This is a genomic window from Flavobacterium covae, from assembly GCF_001534645.1.
Classification (GTDB): domain Bacteria; phylum Bacteroidota; class Bacteroidia; order Flavobacteriales; family Flavobacteriaceae; genus Flavobacterium; species Flavobacterium covae.
Genome location: NZ_CP013992.1, coordinates 380,253 through 401,602 on the forward strand (window position 1 = coordinate 380,253; position 21,350 = coordinate 401,602).

At 31.4% G+C, this 21,350-nt stretch carries 15 protein-coding genes; 12 read left to right on the plus strand and 3 right to left on the minus strand.

Translation table 11 applies throughout. From position 1 onward, the window contains the following. The first annotated feature begins 25 nt into the window (after positions 1-25). From nrfD to AWN65_RS01650, 7 genes are all read left to right on the plus strand, one after another. The gene (gene nrfD / locus AWN65_RS01620) at positions 26-1,432 is read left to right on the plus strand and encodes an NrfD/PsrC family molybdoenzyme membrane anchor subunit (protein WP_060381572.1); all 1,407 of its coding nucleotides are present in this window, start codon (positions 26-28) and stop codon (positions 1,430-1,432) included. 6 nt (positions 1,433-1,438) lie between these two features. Beyond that, positions 1,439-1,963: a DUF3341 domain-containing protein gene (locus tag AWN65_RS01625; protein WP_060381573.1), complete on the plus strand. Its 525-nt coding sequence runs from the start codon at positions 1,439-1,441 to the stop codon at positions 1,961-1,963. A gap of 6 nt (positions 1,964-1,969) precedes the next feature. Then, positions 1,970-2,518: a c-type cytochrome gene (locus AWN65_RS01630; protein ID WP_060381574.1), complete on the plus strand. Its 549-nt coding sequence runs from the start codon at positions 1,970-1,972 to the stop codon at positions 2,516-2,518. A gap of 19 nt (positions 2,519-2,537) precedes the next feature. Beyond that, a complete protein-coding gene (locus AWN65_RS01635; protein ID WP_060381575.1) occupies positions 2,538-4,031 on the plus strand; it encodes a cation-translocating P-type ATPase in 1,494 nt (497 codons plus the stop codon). 19 nt (positions 4,032-4,050) lie between these two features. Beyond that, a complete protein-coding gene (locus tag AWN65_RS01640; protein WP_060381576.1) occupies positions 4,051-5,229 on the plus strand; it encodes a cytochrome c oxidase subunit II in 1,179 nt (392 codons plus the stop codon). A gap of 33 nt (positions 5,230-5,262) precedes the next feature. Further along, the gene (locus AWN65_RS01645; RefSeq protein ID WP_060381577.1) at positions 5,263-7,065 is read left to right on the plus strand and encodes a cytochrome c oxidase subunit I; all 1,803 of its coding nucleotides are present in this window, start codon (positions 5,263-5,265) and stop codon (positions 7,063-7,065) included. A gap of 97 nt (positions 7,066-7,162) precedes the next feature. Beyond that, positions 7,163-7,846: a porin family protein gene (locus AWN65_RS01650; RefSeq protein WP_063743270.1), complete on the plus strand. Its 684-nt coding sequence runs from the start codon at positions 7,163-7,165 to the stop codon at positions 7,844-7,846. Between the two features lie 46 nt (positions 7,847-7,892). Here the strand turns inward: AWN65_RS01650 and AWN65_RS01655 are convergent, their stop codons facing one another. Beyond that, positions 7,893-8,291 carry a phosphatase PAP2 family protein gene (locus AWN65_RS01655; protein WP_060381579.1) on the minus strand — a complete coding sequence of 133 codons (399 nt, stop codon included), beginning with the start codon at positions 8,289-8,291 and terminating at the stop codon, positions 7,893-7,895. Between the two features lie 524 nt (positions 8,292-8,815). Here AWN65_RS01655 and AWN65_RS01660 point away from each other — a divergent pair. The 5 genes from AWN65_RS01660 to AWN65_RS01680 all read left to right on the plus strand — a co-directional run bounded on the left by AWN65_RS01660 (position 8,816) and on the right by AWN65_RS01680 (position 17,697). After that, entirely contained in the window at positions 8,816-9,148 is a 333-nt protein-coding gene (locus tag AWN65_RS01660) for a DUF6660 family protein (protein WP_063743268.1), read from the plus strand. A 93-nt stretch (positions 9,149-9,241) separates the two neighbouring features. Then, complete coding sequence (locus tag AWN65_RS01665; protein WP_060383794.1) at positions 9,242-13,555, plus strand: CusA/CzcA family heavy metal efflux RND transporter; 4,314 nt, start codon at positions 9,242-9,244, stop codon at positions 13,553-13,555. A gap of 11 nt (positions 13,556-13,566) precedes the next feature. Then, positions 13,567-14,769 carry an efflux RND transporter periplasmic adaptor subunit gene (locus AWN65_RS01670; RefSeq protein WP_060381581.1) on the plus strand — a complete coding sequence of 401 codons (1,203 nt, stop codon included), beginning with the start codon at positions 13,567-13,569 and terminating at the stop codon, positions 14,767-14,769. 11 nt (positions 14,770-14,780) lie between these two features. Continuing rightward, positions 14,781-16,775: a heavy metal translocating P-type ATPase gene (locus tag AWN65_RS01675; RefSeq protein ID WP_060381582.1), complete on the plus strand. Its 1,995-nt coding sequence runs from the start codon at positions 14,781-14,783 to the stop codon at positions 16,773-16,775. Positions 16,776-17,286: 511 nt separating this feature from the next. Then, entirely contained in the window at positions 17,287-17,697 is a 411-nt protein-coding gene (locus AWN65_RS01680) for a hypothetical protein (RefSeq protein ID WP_060381583.1), read from the plus strand. A gap of 168 nt (positions 17,698-17,865) precedes the next feature. Here the strand turns inward: AWN65_RS01680 and rpoN are convergent, their stop codons facing one another. Both rpoN and asnS read right to left on the minus strand, forming a co-directional pair. Next, positions 17,866-19,335 carry an RNA polymerase factor sigma-54 gene (gene rpoN / locus AWN65_RS01685; protein ID WP_060381584.1) on the minus strand — a complete coding sequence of 490 codons (1,470 nt, stop codon included), beginning with the start codon at positions 19,333-19,335 and terminating at the stop codon, positions 17,866-17,868. A gap of 78 nt (positions 19,336-19,413) precedes the next feature. Beyond that, positions 19,414-20,859, minus strand: a complete 1,446-nt coding sequence (asnS, locus tag AWN65_RS01690) for an asparagine--tRNA ligase (protein WP_060381585.1) — start codon at positions 20,857-20,859, stop codon at positions 19,414-19,416. Between the last annotated feature and the right edge of the window lie 491 nt (positions 20,860-21,350).

Genomic DNA, 21,350 nt, shown 5'->3' on the forward strand with positions numbered 1-21,350 from the left:
ATTAATTGAAATAAGATAAAGGATTATGTCGTCTCATTACGAAGCACCTATCAGAAAGCCTTTAGTACTTGGTAGCAAAAGCTACCATGATGTAACGGTAGACGTAGCTCGTCCTGTAGAAGGAAAAGCGAACAAACAATGGTGGACAGTATTTTATATCGCATTAGCTATGTTCCTTTGGGGAGCTAGCTGTATGCTATACACTATAACCGAAGGTATTGGTACCTGGGGGTTAAATAAAACAGTAGGTTGGGCATGGGATATTACCAACTTCGTATGGTGGGTAGGTATCGGTCACGCAGGTACATTAATTTCTGCCGTATTATTATTATTCCGTCAAAAATGGAGAATGGCTATTAACCGTTCAGCCGAAGCAATGACTATATTTTCAGTAGTTCAGGCTGGTCTATTTCCTATTATTCACATGGGACGTCCGTGGTTGGGTTATTGGGTGTTACCTATACCAAATCAATTCGGTTCGTTATGGGTGAACTTCAACTCGCCATTATTATGGGACGTATTTGCAATTTCAACATACTTATCAGTTTCATTAGTTTTCTGGTGGACTGGTTTATTACCTGACTTTGCTATGTTACGCGACCGTGCGGTAACTCCATTTACAAAACACATTTACTCTATATTATCTTTTGGATGGTCAGGTAGAGCTAAAGACTGGCAACGTTTTGAAGAGGTTTCTCTTGTATTAGCTGGTTTAGCTACTCCATTAGTACTTTCGGTACACACGATTGTATCATTTGACTTTGCTACTTCGGTTATCCCAGGATGGCATACAACGATCTTACCTCCGTACTTCGTTGCAGGTGCGATTTTCTCTGGATTCGCGATGGTAAATACGTTGTTGATTATCATGAGAAAAGTTTCTAACTTAGAAGATTATATCACGATCCAACATATTGAGTTAATGAATATCGTTATCATGATTACGGGTTCAATCGTAGGTTGTGCGTACATCACTGAGTTATTCGTTGCTTGGTATTCAGGAGTAGAGTATGAGCAATATGCTTTCTTAAACCGTGCTACAGGTCCTTACTGGTGGTCATACTGGGCAATGATGACTTGTAACGTATTCTCTCCACAGTTCATGTGGTTCAAGAAATTAAGAACGAGCATCATGTTCTCTTTCATTATCTCTATAGTAGTAAACATTGGTATGTGGTTTGAGCGTTTCGTAATCATCGTAACTTCATTACACCGTGATTACTTACCATCTTCATGGACAATGTTCTCTCCAACATTTGTGGATATAGGTATCTTTGTAGGTACAATTGGTTTCTTCTTTGTATTGTTCTTATTATATTCTAGAACATTCCCTGTAGTTGCTCAAGCAGAGGTTAAAACGATCTTGAAAACATCAGGTGATAACTACAAAGCAGATAGAGAAAAAAATGGTCATAATCACGATAATCACTAATAAGTCATGAGTCATAAAGTTATACATGCACTATATAATGATGATGATGTGTTAATGGATGCTGTAAAAGCGACCCGTAAAGCACACCACCATATCGAAGAAGTCTATACTCCATTCCCGGTTCACGGTTTAGATAAAGCAATGGGTTTAGCACCTACAAGAATTGCTATTGCAGCATTCTTATATGGATGTACAGGTTTATCATTTGCTACTTGGTTATTAAATAATATCATGATTAATGATTGGCCTCAAGATATTGGAGGTAAACCAAGTTTTGCATTTTATCAAAATATGCCCGCTTTTGTGCCGGTAATGTTTGAAGAAACTGTATTTTTTGCCGCTCACTTAATGGTAATTACTTTTTATATGAGAAGTAAACTATGGCCATTTAAAGAAGCTGAAAATCCAGATGTACGTACAACAGACGACCATTTTTTAATGGAGGTAGCTGTTAATAATAATGAAGACGAATTAACTTCTTTCTTACAAAGCACGGGTGCTGTGGAAGTGAAAGTGGTAGAAAAGCATTAATAGATTATGAGAAGAGTAGTATATTCCTTAACAGCAATAATGGGGTTATCTTCATTACTGTTTTCATGTAAAAGTGATGATAAGCCAAACTATCAGTTTTTTCCAAATATGTATGAGTCAGTGGCTTATGAGACTTATTCTGAATCAAATGCTTTCAAAAATGGTAAAGAAGGACAATTACCTGCTCAAGGTTCTATCAAGAGAGGTTTTGTTCCTTATGAATTACCTAATACTCCAGCTGGATATGAAGCATCAAAAGCAATGAAATCTCCTTTAGATTCTTCTGCTGTAAACATGGAGAAAGGTAAAGAATTATTTGATATTTACTGTATTTCTTGTCATGGTGAAAAAGGAGATGGTAAAGGTAAATTAGTTCAAAGAGAAAAGTTCTTAGGAGTACCTAGTTATAAAGATCGTGCAATTACTGTAGGTAGTGTTTTTCACGTAGAAACGTATGGTTTAAATGCAATGGGTTCACATGCTAATCAATTAAATAAAAAAGAAAGATGGCAAGTGGCTGAGTACGTAATGAAACTTAAGTCTGAATTAAAATAATAAAATACGCGATTAAGTTATGTATACATTTTCAAGCAAATTAAGAACCTTATCATTTGTTCTAATGGCACTTGGTCTCTTAGGAATAGGGTATGGTTTTTTCAATGCGCCTAAGACTACTGAGGACGTAGAAAAAATATTAGCAGCTGATGCACATGGTGAACACCATGTTGCACCGGCACATGCTGACGCTAAGCATGAAATGACTTCTGAACATAAAGAAGAAACTCATGCAGATAAAACAGTTGCAACTGATTCTGCTGTAGCTACTATGGAAGAATTAGATACTATAGCTGCGGCTAAAGGTGTAAAAGCAACAATGCACACAGAGGCAGCTTCTCACGAAGAAGTAAAACATCAAGAAAAAGCTGTAGAAGGTACTGAAGCAGTTTTACACGATGATCACAAAGAACATATTGAACATGTGTTTCATCAATTGCAAAATAAACCATGGGCTGCATTGTATGTGGGAGCATTATTTGTATTCTTGATCTCGCTGGGCGTATTAGCATTTTATGCTATTCAATGGGCAGCTCAAGTAGGTTGGTCTCCAGCTTTATTTAGAATAATGGAAGCAATTACATCTTATATCGCACCTGGTGGTATAATAGTATTTGTAATTTTAGTATTGGCAGGAGTTCATATCAATCATTTATTTATATGGATGGATCCAGAAGTAGTAGCTCATGATCATTTGATTCAAGGGAAATCAGGATACTTAAATGTACCATTTTTCTTAATAAGAGCAGCTATATTTTTAGGAGGATGGATTTTTTATCGTTATTACACTCGTAAAAATTCGCTAACTTTAGATGAAACAAAAGATTTATCTTACTATAAAAAGAATTTTAAAGCATCTGCGGCATTCTTAGCATTTTTCTTAGTTTCTGAGTCTATGATGTCTTGGGATTGGATTATGTCAGTAGATCCACATTGGTTCTCTACCTTATTTGGATGGTATGTATTTGCCTCTTTCTTTGTAAGTGGTATTACTGTGATTGCTTTAATTACTTTATATTTAAAAACAAACGGATATTTAGAGTTTATCAATAATAGCCATTTTCATGATTTAGCTAAATTTATGTTTGGTGTTTCTGTATTTTGGACTTATTTATGGTTTTCACAGTTCATGTTAATGTGGTATTCTAATATTCCAGAAGAGGTGACTTATTTTAAATTTAGAATTGAAAACTACAATTTACCATTCTTTGGTATGGTTGTTATGAACTTTATTTTTCCATTGTTAATTTTAATTAATTCTGATTTTAAACGAGTACCTTGGATAATAACTATGGCTGGTGTTGTAATCTTATGTGGTCACTATTTAGATTTCCATAATATGATTTTTCCTGCAACTGTAGGTGATCAATGGTTTATCGGTGCAGCAGAAATCGGATCGGTAGCTTTCTTTGCAGGTTTATTTATTTACGTTGTATTTACTGCTTTAACTAAAGCTCCTTTATTAGCAAAAGGTAACCCTTATATCGAAGAAAGTAAACATTTTCATTATTAATAATTAAACAAGAAAACAGATGACAACTTTGTTGGTTCTAACAGTTTTAGTCTTATTATCGATTGCTATATGGCAAATGACTAAAATTTTCGACTTGACTCAAGTGGGTAGAAAGGATGATGATTCACAAATTGCTACCGATAATGATAATAAAGTTCATGGATATTTAATGATTGGTTTTCTTGGATTCCTTTACATTTTTATGATCTATGGATTGTTAAAATGGGGACATTTAGCTTTAGGTACGCCAGCATCTGAACATGGACCTGATTATGATCATTTAATGAGTATTTCATTAGGGATTATATTTTTAGTGCAAGCAATTACACAAGTATTATTACATTATTTTGCCTTCAAATACAGAGGTGAAGAAGGTAGAAAAGCTTTGTATTATGCAGATAATGACAAATTAGAGTTTATTTGGACCATTATTCCTGTAATAACTTTAGCAGGTTTGATCCTTTACGGTCTTTATACGTGGACAAATATCATGTTTGTTGATGAGAATGAAGATGTAATAGTTGTGGAGTTATATGCTAAACAATTTAGTTGGGAGGCTCGTTATGCAGGTAAGGATAATGTGTTAGGTAAAGCAAATGTACGTTTAATTGAAGGAGTTAATACTTTAGGAGTTGATTTAAATGATCCTAATGCACAAGATGATATTGCGGTTCAAGAATTACATATTCCTAAAGGTAAAAAAGTATTATTCAAATTACGTTCACAAGATATTATTCACTCTGCCTATATGCCTCATTTTAGAGCGCAAATGAACTGTGTTCCAGGGATGGTAACTGAATTTGCTTTTACTCCTACTATGACAACAGATGAAATGCGTCAAGATCCTGCAATTGTAGAAAAAGTAGCTGCAATTAATAAAATAAGAGCAAAGAAAAGTGCTGAATTGTTAGCGCAAGGAAAAACAGCTTTAGATCCTTATACTTTTGATTATTTAGTTTTATGTAACAAGATTTGTGGAGCATCTCACTATAATATGCAGATGAAAATAGTGGTGGATACACCAGATCAATTTCAATCATGGTTAAAAGATAAAGGTACTATCGTTAAAGCTGTGAAAGAAGAGCAAGCTGCAAAAGCGGCTGAAGTTGCGGGTGCTAAAAAAGAAGTAGAAGCTCCTAAAAAGGCGGATACTACAGTTGTAGCTGAAGTAGCTGATTCAACAGCTGTTAAAAAATAATATAACCTAATCAAGAAATTTAAATAGAAATATATGGCAGCAGCACATGAACACGATCACGCACACGATCACGATCACGCACACCACCATAAAGATACGTTCATTACTAAATATATTTTTAGTATAGATCATAAGATGATTGCTAAACAATACCTTATTACGGGTATTATAATGGGAATCATTGGGGTAGTAATGTCTTTATTATTCCGTATGCAGATTGCATGGCCTGAAGAGTCTTTTGGGATTTTCAAAATGCTTTTAGGTGAAAAAATGGCTCCAGGAGGGGTAATGCGTAACGATATTTATTTAGCGTTAGTTACAATACATGGTACTATTATGGTATTCTTTGTATTGACAGCTGGATTAAGTGGTACTTTTAGTAATTTACTTATTCCATTACAAATTGGAGCTAGAGATATGGCTTCAGGATTTATGAACATGGTTTCTTATTGGTTGTTTTTCCTGTCTGCTGTAATAATGATTTGTTCTTTATTTGTTGAGTCAGGACCAGCATCTGCGGGTTGGACAATTTATCCGCCATTATCCGCTTTACCACAAGCTATTCCAGGCTCAGGTACAGGTATGACGTTATGGTTAGTTTCTATGGCTATATTTATTGCTTCCTCTTTAATGGGATCTTTGAACTATGTGGTTACAGTTATTAATTTAAGAACTAAAGGGATGTCTATGACTCGTTTACCATTAACAGTTTGGGCTTTCTTTATTACGGCAATTATTGGTATTGTTTCTTTCCCTGTATTGTTATCAGCAGCTTTAATGTTAATAATGGATAGAAGCTTAGGTACTTCTTTCTTCTTATCGGATATATTTATTTCGGGAGAAGTGTTACATTATCAAGGAGGATCACCTGTATTATTTGAGCATTTATTTTGGTTCTTAGGACACCCAGAGGTATACATCGTATTATTACCAGCTTTAGGAATCACTTCAGAAATTATTGCTACCAATGCTCGTAAACCAATTTTTGGTTACCGTGCTATGATTGCTTCAATGTTGGCTATTGCATTCTTATCAACTATTGTTTGGGGACACCACATGTTCTTGTCAGGAATGAATCCTTTTTTAGGATCAGTATTTACCTTTACAACATTGTTGATTGCAATTCCTTCTGCTGTAAAAGCCTTCAACTATATAACTACATTATGGAAAGGTAATTTACAAATGAATCCAGGAATGTTATTTTCTATAGGTTTAGTTTCTACGTTTATTTCAGGAGGTTTGACAGGTATTATCTTAGGTGACTCAACTTTAGATATTAATGTTCATGATACATACTTTGTGGTTGCTCACTTTCACTTAGTAATGGGTATTTCTGCATTATATGGATTCTTTGCTGGTGTTTACCATTGGTTTCCAAGAATGTTTGGTAGAATGATGAATAAAACTTTAGGATATATTCACTTCTGGATTACAGCTGTTTGCGCTTACGGTGTTTTCTATCCGATGCACTTTATTGGTATGGCTGGTTTACCTCGTCGTTATTATACAAATTCTAACTTCCCGTTATTTGATGACTTGGCAGATGTAAATGTATTGATTACTGCTTTTGCATTAATAGGTGCAGCTTTTCAATTAATATTTATGTGGAATTTCTTCTATAGTATTTTCTTTGGTAAAAAAGCAGAACAAAATCCATGGAAATCAAACACATTAGAATGGACCGCTCCAGTAGAGCATGTTCATGGAAATTGGCCAGGTGAATTACCAACTGTACATCGTTGGGCTTATGATTATTCTAAACCAGGACATGAGGATGATTTTGTGCCTCAAACTGTTCCAATGAAAGAAGGAGAACAAGAATTACATCACGCTTAATTATAAAAACTTTCTTTTAAATGCCTCTCAATTGAGAGGCATTTTTTTTATTTTTATCCTTTCCTTTATAATTGGTTTTAAAATTATTTTAGTATTTATGAAACACTTCTTTTTACTTGTCTTTTTTGTTTCGTTTTGTAGCTTTTCTCAAAATTCTCCCGAAATAAAAGTATTAGATTCCTTATATAGAGAGGATCAATTCTATTTAGGAATTACTTATAATATACTTAATAATAGACCGCAAGGAGTTTCTCAAAATTCAACTTCAGGAAGTATTTTTTTGGGTGCTTTAAGAGATATACCTATTAATAAACTAAGAACTTTTGCTTTGGCTCCAGGAATAGGTTTTACGTATTCTAATTTTAAACAAAACTTACTTATTAAAAATATTGGACTTACTATTGATTATTCAATTATTCCCAAAGATGAAATATATGATAAAAATCGTTTTTCGCTCGTAACACTTGATATTCCGTTAGAACTTCGTTGGCGTAACTCTACTCCTCAAAGTCATCGTTTTTGGAGAATTTATGGAGGAATAAAAGCAAGTTATGTACTCTATAATCAGTCTCAGTTTATTAATTCTAAATATGAGTACAAAGTGGTAAATAACCCTGATTTTAATAAATTTCTTTATTCTGTTTATCTTACAGCAGGATATAATAGTGGTAATTTTTATGTGTCGTATGGTTTAAATGATTTTTTTAAGAAATCTCTTTTTACTGAAAGTTCTCAAAAAATTCGTTCATTAAATTTGGGTCTAATGTTTTATATTTTGTAAGAATTAATCCTTTTGATACATATTATTAGTACTGTTGAAAAATATTTCATTGAAACATAAATATAACAAATTGTGGAATAGCTCCAATGATAGAGCCTAATACTAATTCTGATATAGAATGAGCTTTCATGATCCATCTAGATAAAGCAACACAACTGCTAAGTACCATGAGAATAACAAATAGTATCATATAGTGAATTAAATCTAAATTTGTATAATTAAGAATTATCCATGAACTTGTACCTAACATACTAATCATGTGGAGACTAATTTTTTTATTTATTAAAACAAAATAAAAAGCTATAATAGTACTAACACTACTGGCCCAAAAATAATCTGATAATTTTAAGTAATTATTGGGACTTGTTAGAGTAAGTATGATAATAAGATATAAAATTAATTGAAGAATAAGAGGAATCTTCCGCTCTTGTACATTACGGATCATACTATCTTCTATTTTTTTAGTTTGTATTAAAAAATAATATACAATTATAGGTATAAATAAGGTAATGAAAAATGCTTTATAGATATAATGTATACAATTGTTTAAAATTTTATTAATAAAAAATATGTAAAATAGGATGTTATAAAAGGAAATAAATAAAGGATGGAAAATATAAGAGAAAAACGGAAATATCAGATTCATTTTGTCAAAAGATAAAAAATAAAGAGTTAAATATAAAAGTAAATTAAAAATTAAACGATATAAAACTCTTTATTTTTTAAAATTACTATTGTTTTTCTGCATAGCAAAAGGTCAAGATAAAATATTAATTCTAAAGTTTAAATACTAATAAAGTGTAGATTTTTATTTAATTCATATTTTATATTAGACTAGAAGGAGATAGCATAATATTATGATGATTTATTAGTTTAAAAAGAATAAAAATTAGAACCTTTTTATTTTTATTCTTTTTAAACTAATATTTATTTTTTGTTTCTAGCTTTTTTTTTTATTTATTTGTACTGATGAGATTGTTATATATTATATTATCTATTTATTTCCTGGTATTGTCGGGGCTACCTTGCTTGGATATGATAGAACATGATATATCTATGGCTAAAGACCTTCAATCTGATCAGCACAGTAAAAATCACTCTCATAAAGAAGATGATGATTTATGTTCCCCTTTTTGTGTATGTAATTGTTGTGGTATTCAAGTATTAGTTTACCAATCAATTATTTCATACGATTTAGAGACTTTTTCTATCATAAAAACTGAAAATAAAGAATCACTCTACAAGTCCGTTTTTTATACTAATTTTTATAATAATATTTGGCAACCACCTAAAATAGGATAATAAGTTTTATTGCAATGCGTAGTTTTAACTATGCAAATTTTTTTAATAGCAAATAATCTATTTGCTTATTATCAACTTATTATATTATTTTCAATGTTAGATAAAATCATACAATTCAGTATAAAAAATAAGTTTTTTATACTGCTTTTTACTATTATACTATTAGCTTGGGGAAGCTATTCAGTAAAACAACTACCTCTTGATGCTTTACCAGACGTAACGAACAATCAGGTACAAATTATTACTACTGCACCTACTCTTGCGAGTCAAGAAGTAGAACAATTGATTACATATCCATTAGAACAGTCTGTAAAGACAATTCCAAAAATAGTAGAATTACGTAGTATTTCGCGATTTGGATTGTCTGTTGTGACAGTTGTTTTCAAAGATGATGTAGATATTTATTGGGCTCGTGAACAGATTTTTCAACGTTTAAAAGAAGCACAAGAAAACATTCCAGATTATGCGGGTTCTCCTAGTTTAGCTCCTATTTCTACAGGACTTGGTGAAATTTATCAATATGATGTATATGCTAAAAAAGGATATGAAGATAAATATGATGCTATACAATTAAGAACAATTCAAGATTGGATAATTATACCACAATTACAAGGTATAGAAGGTGTAGCTGAAGTAAGTACTTGGGGAGGTAAACTAAAACAATATGAAATAGCAGTTAATCCTAATACCCTTAACAGTTTGGGGGTTACTATTTCAGAAATTTTTCAAGCCCTTGAAAAAAATAACCAAAATACAGGAGGTGCTTATATAGAAAAAGACCAATACGCATATTTTATTCGCGGGGTGGGAATGGCTACAGGTATTCAAGATTTACAAAATGTAGTAGTTAAAAATCGTAATGGAGCGCCTGTTTTAATTCGTGATGTAGCGACTGTTCGAGAAGGTATTGCATTACGTTATGGAGCTTCTACTAAAGATGGAAAAGGAGAAATCGTGAGCGGATTAGCACTCATGCTTAAAGGAGAAAACTCAAGTGCAGTAGTTAATCGTGTGAAAGAAAAAATGAAGCAAATTAACAAAACACTCCCTGAAGGAGTAATAGCGGAAGCCTTTATAGATAGAGGTAAATTAGTAGATAATGCTGTTGGAACAATTACAAAGAATTTAATAGAAGGAGCACTTATTGTAATTTTTGTATTAATACTATTTTTAGGAAATTTAAGAGCAGGACTTATTGTAGCATCTGTAATACCTTTATCTATGTTATTTGCCGTAATTCTTATGAATTATTTCGGAATAAGCGGTAATTTAATGAGTTTAGGAGCAATAGACTTTGGAATTATTGTAGATGGAGCGGTAATTATTGTAGAAGCTACAATGCATCATTTACTCCTTGTGAAAAGGAAAGAACCTCTTACTCAATCAGAAATGGATGAAGAAGTATATCAGTCTGCTTCAAAAATTAGAAGCAGTGCTGCTTTTGGCGAGATAATTATCTTAATAGTCTATTTACCAATCCTTGCTTTGGTAGGCACTGAGGGAAAAATGTTTAGACCAATGGCTATGACTGTTGGATTTGCCATTATAGGAGCATTTACATTATCACTTACATACGTACCCATGATGTCAGCATTATTTTTATCAAAAAATACAGAACATAAAGAAAATTTTAGCGATAAGATGATGCAATGGTTAGAAAAAAAATATACCCCTATATTAGAAAAAGCATTAGCTTTTAAAAAAATAATTTTAGGTATAGCTGTCGGAATATTTTCTTTAGCATTACTGATTTTTCAAAACATGGGAGGAGAATTTATACCTACCATTGAAGAAGGAGATTTAGCTATAAACGCTACTATTATGACAGGAAGTTCCTTATCTCAAACAATAGAAACTACTACAAAATACGAACAAATATTGAAAGCTAAATTTCCCGAAATTAAAACTATTGTAACAAAAATAGGAAGTGGTGAAATTCCAACAGATCCAATGCCTATTGAAAGTGGAGATTTAATCATTGTATTAAAAGATAAAAGTGAATGGGTAACCGCCGATAATTGGGAAGATTTGGCCAATATGATGAAAGAAGAAATGGAAGCCATTCCAGGAGCTAATATTGAAATTTCTCAACCAATTCAAATGCGCTTTAATGAATTAATGACAGGAAGTCGAAGTGATATAGCGATTAAAATTTTTGGTGATGATCTAGAAGTATTAGATGTTAAAGCAAAAGAATTAATCTCCAAAATAAACACAATAGAAGGTATTGGTGATTTAAAAGCAGAAAAAGTCAGCGGTTTACCACAAATAACGATAAAATATGATTATAACAAAATTGCATTATATGGTTTGAATATAACAGATATTAATAAAATTGTACGTTCCTCTTTTGCTGGTGAAAGCGCAGGTAAAATCTACGAAAATAGCAAACGTTTTGATGTTGTAGTTCGACTTGATAAAAACTTTAGGACTGATATAACAGATGTAAATAATTTATTTATTCCATTGAATAGCGGACAACAAGTACCTCTATCACAAGTGGCATCAATAACCTACGAACAAGGTCCAGTACAAGTTTCCAGAGAAAATGGAAAAAGAAGAATAACCGTTGGATTAAATGTTCGAGGACGTGATATAAAAAGTGTAGTAGAAGAAATTCAGTTAAAATTAGATAAGAATTTTAAACTCCCACCAGGTTATTTTATAACGTACGGTGGACAATTTGAAAATTTAGTGGAAGCAAACAAACGATTATCAGTAGCATTACCTATAGCACTTGCTTTAATTATGGTATTGTTGTATTTTACATTTAATAGTATTAAACAATCTTTGTTGATTTTTACAGCCATTCCTCTTTCAGCTATAGGAGGCGTTTTTGCTCTTTGGTTACGAGGAATGCCTTTTAGTATTTCTGCTGGAATTGGTTTCATAGCATTATTTGGCATAGCTGTTTTAAATGGAATAGTACTTATATCATATTTCAATCAACTTAAAAAAGAAGGAATTACGGATCCTGTTAAACGTGTATATCTAGGTACTAAAACAAGGTTACGTCCTGTACTAATGACCGCAGCAGTAGCTTCATTAGGGTTTATGCCAATGGCTCTTTCTACTAGTGGAGGAGCAGAAGTACAAAAACCTTTGGCAACTGTAGTTATTGGAGGTCTAATATCAGCCACTTTATTAACCCTAATCGTTTTGCCTATTCTTTATTTAATATTCGAAAAAGGAATTAGCCATCGTAAAAAAGGAAACACTTCCTTTATTCCTATTATCTTATTGTTCTTTAGTACCCTAAGTTTTGCACAAAATGTAAAAAACATCACACTACAAGAAGCAATTGAGTTAGCCAAAAAAAATAATAACGAATTAAAAATTGCAGATAAAGAAATTGAAAAACAAAAAAGCTTAAGAAAAGCCGCTTTCCAGCCAGATCCTTTACAAGTTCAGTACCAAGGAGGTCAATTTAATGCGAAAGAATTTGACCACAATATAACAATTCAACAGTATTTCCCTATTGGAGGTATTACTAAAGCAAATAAAGAATTACAAGATGAACTGGCCAAATTAGCCGAAAAGAAGAAAGCAATTACAGAATATGAATTAGAAAAAGCAGTAACACTCACTTTTTATCAATATTTATATGGAGTTGCTACTCAAAAATTAAATGAAGACCTAAATATCATCTATGCTAATTTTTTAAAGAACTCAGAACTTAGACACAAAACGGGTGAAACAGGAAGTATAGAAGTTATCAGTGCTAAAGCCAAAGTAAAAGAAATTGAAACTCAAAAAAAACAAATCATTCATGATTTATCAATCTATCAAAAACAATTACAATTTTTTTTACAAACAGAAGAAATTATTGTACCGAATGCTATGATTCCTTTAGAATATAAAATAACATCAATAAATAAAAATAAAGCAGAAAACCTAGTCGTAGATTTTTATAAACAACAAATTTCCGTAAATCAAAAAGAAACGGCTATTTATAAAGCTTTAAGAATACCTAAAATAGGGATCGGATATTTTTTTCAGACTATTCAATTACAATCACCCTTCCAAGGTTTTACTGTAGGGTTGCAAATCCCTTTATTTGGAAATGTAAACCATTCAAAAATAAAAGCTTCCGAAATTAATGCTGCTCAAACAGCATTATTACTAAATAAAAATAAATTAGTAGTTCAGCTGCAAAATCAAGAATTACTAGAATCTTACGAAAAATATAAAAAAAACTTAGAATATTATCAAAACGAAGGTTTGCAATACGCAGAGCAAATCATTGTGTCAGCACAAAAAAGCTATGCTAATGGAGACTTAAGTTACTGGTCTTATATTAATTTTTTAAATCAAGCAATTGATATTAAAAAACAAAACATAGAAGTAACAAATGCGTATAATCAAAGTGCAATTGCTCTACAATATCCATCAATCCCTAATAACTAATAGATACTAAAATGAATCATATAAAATCACAATTAAAAAAAATTGTATTACTTAATGCCTTAATCTTAATTCTTTTTTCCTCTTGTAATGAAAAGAAAAAAGAAGAAGCTGATGAAACAAAATCCGAAAATGAAATAGCATTAACTAAAACACAATATAAAACGATTGGTATTGAAACAGGTAAAATAGAAAGCAAAAACTTAAACAGTGCTATAAAAGCAAGTGGTTATACAACTGTGCCCCCACAAAACAGAGCCAACGTATCCACCTTGATAAATGGAGTGGTAAAAGATATTTATGTTTTAGAAGGTACTTATGTAACAAAAGGAAAAATTCTCGGAACTATTCAAAACTTAGAAGTAACTAAAATTCAAGAAGATTATCAAACAGCTATAGCAAACATTGAATATTTACAACTAGAATATAATCGCCAAAAAACATTAACAGAAGAAGATGTAAACCCAAAAAAAACTTTTCAAGAAGTAAAATCAAAATTAGCTATTGAAAATGCCAGAGCACAAGTCGCAAAAAACAAGCTACAAGCTTTAAATATAAGTTTAAAGGGAACGACTTCGTTAATCCCTATTTTAGCTCCTATTAGCGGATATGTAGGTAAGATAAATATTACAAAAGGATCGTTTGCAGATACAGGATTAGCTCTGTTTGAAGTTGTTAATAACAGCGAAATGCACCTAGATCTAAATGTGTATGAAAAAGATCTAGATAAAATTGCAATAGGTCAAGAAATTGATTTTATTCTAACAAATCAATCCAATAAAATTATTAAAGGTAAAATATTTGGTATTAACAAATCTTTTTCTAACGAAAGTAAAACGGTTGCTGTACATGCTAAAATTAATTCTAATGATAGCAAAGATCTGATTACTGGAATGTATGTTACTGCAAATATTAACGTAACAAATCAAACCGTTTTAGCCTTACCAAAAGACGCAATAGTTAAAAATGGAGAAAAATATTATATATATATTCAAGAAGATTCTCATAAAGACAGTACAAAAGAAATACATGAAAATGAGAAAGAAGAAGAAAATGAAATTCATTTTAAAGCATTAGAAATTCTTCCCGGTACAACTGACTTAGGATATACTGAAATAAAACTAATTGAACCTGTACCTAATAATGCTAAAATTGTTACAAAAGGAGCATTTTATTTACTATCGCAATCTAAAGGAGGAGGAAAACACGAACATTAAAACCTGTTAAAATGAAAAATCAAGATATTCATAACCCAAATCCGAAAAAAGATCAACATTCCGATAAAAAATCGGGATGTTGTACTACAAAAACAGCACATTCAAATCATGAAGGACATCATCATAATGATAATAGTAGTCCTCTTAAAATGTTTTTTTTTCCTCTAGTTTCCTTTGTTTTACTAATAATAGCAATATGCTTAGAAAATTATATCCCTCAATCATGGTTTTCTGGTTGGGTAAGAATAAGTTGGTACATATTGGCCTATTTGCCTGTAGGAATTCCTGTTTTGAAAGAAGCTTTTCAAAGTAGTATTAAAGGAGATATTTTTTCAGAATTCTTATTAATGTCCATCGCTACAATAGGCGCATTTGCTATAAAAGAATTTCCAGAAGGAGTGGCTGTTATGCTCTTTTATGCGGTAGGAGAAGTATTTCAAACCTTAGCAGTTACTAGAGCTCAATTAAATATAAAATTACTATTAGATCAAAGACCTGACGAAGTAACCATTGTTGAAAACAATATTTTTAAAACAATAAAAGCCTCTCAAGCAAAAATAGGAAATATTATACAATTAAAACCAGGTGAAAAATTAGGTTTAGATGGTGAACTTCTTTCTGAAAAAGCAACTTTTAATACAGCAGCTCTTACTGGCGAAAGCAAACCTGATACAAAAATAAAAGGACAAACCGTTTTAGCTGGAATGATAAATCTAAACACAGTAGTACAAATTAAAGTAACCACAGATTACAAAGATAGTAAATTGTCTAAAATACTTGAATTAATACAAAATGCTACCGAACAAAAAGCACCAACCGAATTATTTATTAGAAAATTTGCTAAAATTTATACTCCAATTGTTGTCGTTCTAGCCATTTTAATTTGTATTATTCCAATTAGTTTTGTTTCTAATTATGTATTTAATGATTGGTTATATAGAGCGTTAGTGTTTTTAGTAATTTCATGTCCTTGCGCTTTAGTTATAAGTATTCCTCTAGGATATTTTGGAGGAATTGGAGCTGCCTCTAAAAATGGAATTTTATTTAAAGGAAGTAATTTTTTGGATACTATAGCTAATATTCAAAATGTGGTAATGGATAAAACAGGAACCATGACAGAAGGGGTTTTTAAAGTGCAAGAAGTATCTTTTAATTCTAAATTCAATAAAAATGAAATTTTAGAAATGGTAAATGCGCTCGAAAGCCAAAGTACACACCCTGTCGCGTCCGCTATTCAACAGTTTGTGGGCAATCCTAATCCTTCTTCTGTTGAGTTAAAAAATGTAGAAGAAATAGCAGGGCATGGCTTGAGAGCATTTGTAAATGAAAAAGAATTATTAGTGGGGAATTTCAAATTAATGGATAGATTTAATATTCAATACGATATAAATCCAGAAAGTATTGTTTATACCCTAATTGCAGTAGCTTATGACAAACATTTTGTAGGTTATCTTACAATAGCTGATGTTATAAAAAAAGATGCGCAAGTCACAATTAATAAATTGAAATCACTCGGTGTAAGAACCACAATGCTTAGTGGGGATAAGAGTACAGTAGTAAAATTCGTAGCCTCTGAATTAAATATTGATCAATCATTTGGCGATTTATTGCCAGAAGATAAAGTAAATAAAGTAAAAGAAATTATAGCTCAAAAAGAAACCGTTGCCTTTGTGGGAGATGGGGTAAATGATGCTCCTGTCATTGCTTTAAGTGATATAGGAATTGCTATGGGAGGTTTAGGAAGTGATGCAACTATAGAAACAGCAGATGTCGTTATTCAAGATGATATGCCAAGTAAAATTCCAATGGCAATAGAAATAGGTAAACAAACCAAAAAAATTGTTTGGCAAAATATTACTTTAGCTTTTTTAGTAAAAGCTATTGTTTTAATTCTTGGAGCAGGAGGAATAGCTACCATGTGGGAAGCCGTTTTTGCAGATGTAGGAGTTGCTTTATTAGCTATTTTAAATGCAATTAGAATTCAACAAATGAAATTTAGAGTATAGAAAACATTCAAATTATTGGTGAAATAATGTAATACCATTTAAACTTTGAAATTTCCTCATAATACTATTTTTTTAACCTTGAGACTATTCAAAAAGTTCGCAATCTTGTCGACCAAAGGAAGAAATTACATAATGTTGATTATGAGACTCTTCCTTCGTCGGAGTGACAAACCGCATGTTGATCCAGGCACTATCCTACAAAAGCAACAAAAATTAGTGTTGGTGTCTCGGTGCGCTTCGTGCTCGAACTACCTGATTTCAATTAATTAGATTCTTGTTTTAAAAAAACATTTGTTAATAATAAGATAAAATGAAATTATTTTTAAAATTTCTATAGATAATAAAAAAAAATAATAGATCTATTTGTAAAAAAAATGGATAAAAAATATTTTAAATAAAAAAAATACATATCTTGTAGAACATAAACAAAAACTAAAAAACATTATTTTTTATTTACTCTATGATAATCGTTAGAATCCCATGGAGGGGGTTTATTAAAAAGTGTATGAAGATGAAAAGAATATTGTTTTTATTAACGACGTTGTTAAATATAGCTATTAGTACTGCTCAATCGGAATCTAAAACTATAGATCCTAGATTTATAGGCTGTTGGGAAGGTACTGAAGTAGAACAATTAGAAAAAGGAATTAGTAATCAATGGAAAACCTGTCGTTTTGCTAATGGAAGTTGCGTGTTTTCTTTGGTTCGTATAGATGAAAAAGATAATGTAAATGAAGCTACTTATAAAGGAAGATGGTGGGTTGAAAATGATAGATTTTATGAAATCATTGATAAATACAAAGAGCCAGAAGTAAATGAATATGAATATGAATTTGTAGGGGAAAGTGTGCGATTTACGAGTACAAAAATATCAGGTTATAAAAACACCTATTATACATTTATGGATCATAAAATAGATTAATTTGTTTCTTTTTTTAGTTTATATGATATAAAAGCAGTCTAAAAAATTATGGAATTAATTGTTTTGATTAGAACAAGAAATTCTATAGGCTAACAGAAAGTTTCTTACAGTTTTAAAGTTAAGGGACGAAATATGATAGGTTTTTCTTAGACAGCTTTTTATAGAGGACTAAATTTTTTTACGCATTCTAGCAACAGGAATATCCAATTGTTCGCGATATTTAGCTACGGTTCTTCTTGCAATAGGATAGCCGCGCTCTTTTAAAATAACAGCTAATTGATCGTCAGGTAAAGGCTTACTTTTTTCTTCTTCTTTAATAACTTGCTGAAGGATTTTTTTGATTTCTATAGTTGAAACTTCTTCACCCTGATCATTCATCATGGCCTCGCTAAAAAAATCTTTGAGTAATTTAGTGCCATAAGGAGTATCTACATATTTGCTATTTGCAACACGAGAAACAGTAGAAATATCTAAACCAATCATATCAGCAATATCTTTTAAAATCATTGGTTTTAATTTCGTTTCATCACCCTCTAAAAAGTATTCTTTTTGAAAAAGCATAATAGCATTCATGGTAACATATAATGTTTCCTGACGTTGTTTGATAGCATCAATAAACCATTTAGCAGAATCTAATTTTTGCTTAATAAATTGAACTGCATCGCGTTGTGCATTGGATTTGTCTTTAGAATCTTTATAGGTTTTCATCATTTCTTGGTAGTCCTTAGAAACATGAAGTTCTGGAGCATTTCTACCATTTAAAGTTAGTTCTAATTCGTCATCATTAATACGGATCACAAAGTCAGGAACTATATGTTCTGTAATTTTGTTATTGCCTGAAAAAGATCCTCCTGGTTTAGGATTTAATTTCTCAATTTCGTCAATTGCTTTTTTTAAATGTTCTTTAGAAATGCTGTACTTTTGGAGTAATTTTTCATAATGTTTTTTAGTAAAGGCATCAAACTGTTCTTCTATTATTTTAATTGCTAATTCAATAGATTCAGTTGGAGTTTTGTGTTTTAATTGGAGTAGTAAGCATTCTTGTAAATCACGAGCCCCTACTCCAGACGGTTCTAATTCATGAATGATAGAGCAAAGAATTTTATTTACACGAGTTTCATCAGTATAAATAGCTTGCGTAAACGCCATATCATCTACAATATCTAAAATACTTCTTCTTAAATAGCCATCATCATCCATACTTCCAATTAAAAATTCGGCTATGTCATTCTCTTCATTAGTTAAAACAAATGTATTAAGCTGATTGATTAGATCCTGATGAAAGCTAACAGAAGCAACAAAAGGGGCTTCATATTCCTCCTCCTCATCACTATAGTTATTACTTTGTGTTTTATAATCAGGTGTTTCGTCGTTGCTTAAATATTCATCTATATTAATATCATTGGCATCAATGCTTTCTGAATCATCAAAGTCATCATATTCATCGGTGTCAAACTCGTCTTTTTCAAACCTTTCTTCATCTTCTACGATTCCTCCTTCTAAAGCGGGATTTTCGTTCATTTCCTCCATTAAACGTTGTTCAAAAGCCTGAGTAGGTAATTGAATTAACTTCATCAACTGAATTTGTTGAGGGGAAAGTTTTTGAGATAATTTTAAGTTTAAATTTTGTTTTAACATTTTTAATTATTCGATTATTTGTTGAATTGGTTATTTCAAAATAAATAGGAATAACCAATTCAACGAATCTGTTATTTATTAAAATTCAGCGTTTTGTGGAGTTCTTGGGAAAGGAATTACGTCGCGAATATTACTCATACCAGTTACAAATAACACTAGGCGTTCAAAACCTAAACCAAAGCCTGAGTGAACAGCAGAGCCAAAACGACGTGTGTCTAAATACCACCATAGTTCTTCTTCATGAATTCCTAATGCTTTCATTTTTTCAGTTAGGACATCTAAACGTTCTTCTCTTTGTGAGCCTCCTACAATTTCTCCAATACCAGGGAATAAAATATCCATAGCACGTACGGTTTCTTTTCCTGGTTCTGTATTTTCATTCAAACGCATATAAAAAGCTTTGATTTTTGCAGGGTAATCAAAAAGGATTACAGGACATTTAAAATGCTTTTCTACTAAGAAACGCTCGTGTTCGCTCTGTAAGTCGGCTCCCCATTCTTCAATTAAATATTGGAATTTTTTCTTTTTATTAGGTGTTGAATCTTTTAAAATATCAATAGCTTCTGTATAAGACACACGTTTGAAATTGTTATCTAAGACAAAACTTAACTTTTCTAAAAGAGCCATTTCACTACGCTCTGCTTGTGGTTTTTGTTTTTCTTCGTCTAACAAACGGGTTTCTAAGAATTTTAGATCTTCTGGACAATTATCAACAGCATATTTGATTACATATTTAATAAAATCTTCTGCTAAATCCATATTATCCGCTAAGTCATTAAATGCTACCTCTGGTTCAATCATCCAGAATTCAGCTAAATGACGTGACGTATTTGAGTTTTCTGCGCGGAATGTAGGACCAAAAGTATAGATTTGACCTAATGCCATTGCGTATGCTTCGCCTTCTAACTGGCCTGATACGGTTAGATTGGTTTCTCTACCAAAAAAATCTTCTTTAAAATTAATGCTTCCATCTTCATTTCTAGGAGTATTTTCAAAAGGTAAAGCGGTTACGCGAAACATTTCACCTGCACCCTCAGCATCAGAACCTGTAATAATAGGTGTGTTTACATAGTAAAACCCTCTTTGTTGAAAATATTGATGTACAGCAAAAGATAAGGCTGAACGTACACGCATGATTGCGCCAAATGTATTCGTACGAATACGTAAATGCGCATTTTCACGTAAAAACTCTAAAGAGTGTTTCTTAGGTTGCATTGGAAATTTTTCAGGATCACTGTCTCCTAAAATTTCCAATTTAGTAACTTGTATTTCGTATTTTTGACCCGAACCACGGCTCTCTACTAATTCACCTGTTACTGCTACAGCAGCTCCTGTTGTAATTCTTTTTAAAGTATTTTCAGCCGTATTTTCAAAATCTACTACACACTGGATATTATGAATCGTTGAACCATCGTTCAAAGCAATAAATTGATTATTTCTAAAAGTTCTTACCCATCCTTTAGCGGTTACTTCATGTAATGTTTTAGTACTGTTTAGTAAGTCCTTAATTTTGGTATGTTTCATTTTATATCTATAGGTTTTAAAAATTAGAATTCAGAATGACTGAATCTAAAAAGATTTTTTAATCTTATAATCTGCAAATATAGTGGATTTGCTCAAAAAGTGAAAGTTATTATCTTTAGTAAAAAATAAAAGAGATGAGAATTGTTTTGGCTTTAGTTATTTCTACTTTGGCTTTATATTTTTGTAAGAAAAAAAGGAAAAATGTGTTATTTCTCAAAAATGGAATAAGTATGCAAATCGTTTAAATATGCCACTAAAGACTCAAAAGAAAATGTTTTGCCTTTTCTATCCCTAAAATACAAATGAAATTGGGAATTAAAACTTTATAGTTGATGTCTATTCTAATTTTATATTACTATCAATTCAGACTAACTTTGCCTAATATGAGGCTGTACAAAAAATAATAAATCAATATACAGTTTATTACTCCGATAAAGAGGAGTTTCATAATCAATATTATGTGATTTCTCCCTTTAGTTGAAATGACAAGA